The 4381-nt window shown below is 68.0% G+C and carries 2 protein-coding genes; both read right to left on the bottom strand.

Translation table 11 applies throughout. The annotated features are described in order from the left end of the window. A partial coding sequence (locus VFA16_RS15615; protein ID WP_324968696.1) for a nucleoside triphosphate pyrophosphohydrolase occupies nt 1–666 on the bottom strand: 666 nt, incomplete at its 3' end. 186 nt (nt 667–852) lie between these two features. Then, the coding region (gene mfd / locus VFA16_RS15610; protein ID WP_324968695.1) for a transcription-repair coupling factor at nt 853–4381 on the bottom strand (3529 nt) is incomplete at its 5' end.

Below are 4381 nucleotides of genomic sequence, written 5' to 3'. Positions count from 1 at the left end.
CAATGCCAATGCAGGTTGCGCGGTCGGAACGTCATCTAGGACCGAGTTCCGTGACTTCTCCCTCGCCTTGCGTTCTTTCCACTGGGCCAATTGCTCATCGAGCGAAATCTCCTCGCCGGCAAGGACTCCCGGCACGCGGTTGCCCAGTTTTCGCACCAGCGCATCGGCGACGTCGTCGATGGTGAACGGATGTTCTGGCGCGTCCTCGGCGATCCGCGCGTGAAAAAGGACCTGCAGCAGCACGTCTCCGAGTTCTTCGCGCAGCTCGTCAGCATTGCCGCTGCGCACCGCGTCGAAAAGCTCGTAGGTCTCCTCCAACAAATAGCGGCGCAACGAGTCGTGAGTCTGCTCACTTTCCCACGGGCCGGCCGTGCGCAATTTGTCCATCATCGCCACGGCGTCGACAAGTCGCTCGCCGCGCTGCGCTTCGGGTGCTGAAATCAACCGGTCCCCGGCGGCCAATCGTGCGGTGACCGCGGGATGGTCGGGGTCAGACGACAGCAGCACCGGGGCGTCTTCTCCGGTAAGCGCTGGCCGGGCGGCGGGCAGCGACCAGGGCACGACAACCGGCATCTCCTCGGTGTATTGCACCTCGCCGGTAAGCAGTTCGATCGCCTCGACCGGAACTAGGGACGGGCGGCGAGGGTCGACCAAGACGACAGTCATGGGCGACACTCCTCGATCCTGGCTACGCCGGGATCATCGTCGTTGGTGCGGGTCATCGCGCTTGTGGCTCCTCACTCGGCTGACGCCGATTGCCGACTCGCCCCTCGCCGCTGCCCGGCTGGCATGCCGCGTCTCGACCGCTGCTCGGCTGGGGTTCGCCCGCCCTGTACCGGGCGGCCAGCATCGTCATCGGGCCGGCACTGAATCGGTTATACCAACTTCTGCCTGGGGCTTTCCATGGAGCGCCAATACCAGGTCCGCCACCATTTGGACCAGTTCGACGTCGCGAATTCGCGGTGCCGCAATGCCGCCGGCTCGCGGAATCGGAACCTGCACCGTCGATGTGGTGGCGCGGTACCGGGCGCCGGGATGCAGCCGCTTGAGCCGGACCTGTGCTGAGTCCGGCAGCGTCATCGGCGACAGCCGTAGCGTCGCCTCCGACGGCGCGGAGACCTCGGTGATGCCGAATCGACGGCACAGCAAGCGCAGCCGGGCCACCGCCACCAGCCGCTGGGCCGGTTCCGGCAGCGTCCCATAGCGGTCGGTCAGCTCCTCGATGACGGCGTCGACAGCAGCATCATCGGTCGCGGCCGCCAACCGGCGGTATGCCTCCAGGCGTAACCGGTCGCTGGCGATGTAGTCCGGCGGCAGGTGCGCATCCACCGGCAGGTCGATCCGCACGTCTTTGGGCTCTTCTGGGCTAGTGACGGTCTTGCCGTCGGCCGCCGCGCGATAGGCCTCGACAGCCTCGCCCACCAGGCGCACGTATAGGTCGAACCCGACGCCGGCGACATGGCCGGACTGCTCGACACCCAGCACATTGCCGGCTCCGCGGATCTCGAGGTCTTTCATAGCGACCGCCATGCCGGCGCCCAGCTCGTTGTTCTGGGCGATCGTGGCCAGCCGGTCATAGGCGGTTTCGGTGAGCGGCGCATGCGGCGGGTACAAGAAATAGGCGTACCCGCGTTCCCTGCTGCGGCCGACTCGACCGCGCAGCTGGTGCAGCTGGGCCAGGCCGAACGTGTCGGCCCGTTCGACGATCAGCGTGTTCGCGTTGGAGATGTCCAGGCCGGTCTCGACGATCGTGGTGCACACCAAGATGTCGTATTCGCGGTTCCAGAACCCCTGGACGGTGCGTTCCAGCAGGTCCTCGTTCATCTGGCCGTGCGCGACGGCGACGCGGGCCTCCGGCACCAGCTCGCGCACCCGCGCGGCGGCGTGCTCGATCGAGCTGACCCGGTTGTGCACGTAGAACGCCTGCCCGTCGCGCAACAGCTCGCGGCGCAACGCGGCGGCGATCTGCTTGTCGTCGTGCGGCCCGACATAGGTCAGCACCGGGTAGCGGTCTTCGGGCGGAGTCAGGATCGTCGACATCTCGCGGATCCCGGCCAGGCTCATCTCCAGCGTGCGCGGGATGGGTGTCGCGCTCATGGTCAGCACGTCCACGTGGGTGCGCAGGCTCTTGATGTGCTCTTTGTGTTCGACGCCGAAGCGCTGTTCCTCGTCGACGATGACCAGCCCAAGGTCCTTCCAGCGGACCCCCGTCTGCAGCAGCCGGTGGGTGCCGATCACGATGTCAACGGTGCCGTCGGCCAGGCCGTCCAGCACAGCGCGCGACTCGGCCGGCCCGGTGAACCGGGACAGGCCCTTGACGGTGACCGGGAACTCCGACATGCGCTCGGTGAACGTCTGCAAATGCTGGTCGGCCAGCAGCGTGGTGGGCACCAGCACGGCGACCTGCTTGCCGTCCTGCACCGCCTTGAACGCCGCCCGCACGGCGATCTCGGTCTTGCCGTAGCCGACGTCGCCGCAGATCACCCGGTCCATCGGGATCGGCTTTTCCATGTCGGCTTTGACTTCGGTGATCGCGGTCAGCTGATCGACGGTCTCGGTGAAGCCGAAGGCGTCTTCCATCTCGGACTGCCATGGCGTATCGGGACCGAACGCATGGCCGGGCGTGGCCTGCCGCTTGGCGTACAGCGCCACCAGCTCCCCGGCGATCTCGCGCACCGCGCGGCGGGCCTTGGTTTTGGTATTGGCCCAGTCGCTGCCGCCGAGCCGGCTCAAAGCCGGCGCCTGCCCGCCGACGTAGCGCGACAGCTGGTCCAGCGAATCCATCGGCACGTAGAGCTTGTCGGTGTCGTGCTGGGCGCGCTTGGTCGACGCGTACTCCAGCACCAGATACTCGCGACGCGCGCCGCCGACGGTGCGTTCGGTCATCTCGACGAACCGGCCGATGCCGTGCTGGTCATGCACCACCAGGTCGCCGGGGGTCAGTGCCAGCGGGTCGACCACGTTGCGGCGTTTGGCGGCCAGGCGTTTGCCGTCGGTGGCGGTCACCCGGTTACCGGTCAGGTCGGTTTCGGTGATCACGACGAGGTTGGCGCCGGGCACCACGATGCCGTCGTGCAGGGGGCCCTTGAGCACGCCGACCACGCCGGGCTTGGGTGTGGCGCCTGACTCCAATAACGTTGCGGCCGTTTCAGATTCGGCGAGTCGCTCGACCACGCGCTGCGCGGTGCCGGCGCCGGGCGCGACGACCGCGGCGTGTCCGCCGGTGGCAACCTGGGCGCGCAGCATCGCGAAGATTTCGTCGATGTCGCGCTGATGGCCACGGGCTGAGGGGGCCGCGCGCAGGTCGAGTTCGATCGCGGACTCGTCGGAGAGCTGGCTGAGCGTCCACCACGGATGACCCCTCTTGCGGGCGGTGTCGCGCACTTCGTCGAATTCGATGAAGCCTGATCCGCCGAGCTGTTCGACGTCAACGGGCGCGTCACCGCCGATCGCGGCGACCGACCATGACGCTTCGAGGAATTCGCGGCCGCTCTTGATCAAGTCGGCTGCGCGGGTGCGCACCTTCTCCGGATCGCAGACCAATACCGGAGTGCCCTGCGGCAACTGGTCGGTGAGCAGGGTCAGCTCGTCGGGACGCAAGACCGGTAGCAGCGCCTCCATGCCGTCGACCGGGATGCCCTCGGCCAGCTTGGCCAGCATGTCGGTGACGGTGCCGGTGACTGTGCGCTCGGCCGCGGGATGTTTTCCGGCCAACGCGGCGGCCCGGGCCCGCACGTCGTCGGACAGCAGCAGCTCCCGGCACGCCACCGCCACCAGCGTGTCGACGCTGACCTCGGGGATGGAGCGCTGATCGGCCACCGAGAACATCCGCATCTCGGTGACCTCGTCGCCCCAGAACTCGATACGCACGGGATGTTCGGCGGTCGGCGGGAAGACGTCGAGAATCCCGCCACGCACCGCGAACTCCCCGCGCCGGCCCACCATGTCCGCCCGGATGTAGGCCAGCTCCGCCAGCCGGGTTATGACGTCTTCGAACGCGACCTCGTCACCCAGGGAAAGGGTGAGCGGCTTAATGTCGCCCAAGTGCGGTGTCATCGGCTGCAGCAGCGAGCGCGCCGAGGTCACCACCACCTGCAGCGGCGGACCAAGCCGCGCGTCGTCGGGGTGGGCCAGCCGGCGCAGCACCATGAGACGGGCGCCCACAGTGTCAACGCCGGGTGAGAGCCGTTCGTGGGGCAGGGTTTCCCACGATGGGAATTTGGCCACCGCGTCGCCGTGGACGCCGCGCAGTTCGGCGGTCAGGTCGTCGGCTTCGCGGCTGGTGGCGGTGACTACCAGCAGCGGACCCTGGCGAGCCAGCGCGCCGGCCACGAATAGGCGTGCGCTGGCCGGTCCGACCAGGCTCAATTCGGCGGGCCGA

The organism is Mycobacterium sp. (assembly GCF_035653355.1).
Lineage (GTDB): Bacteria > Actinomycetota > Actinomycetes > Mycobacteriales > Mycobacteriaceae > Mycobacterium.
This window is presented reverse-complemented; position numbering and strand designations above follow the sequence as displayed.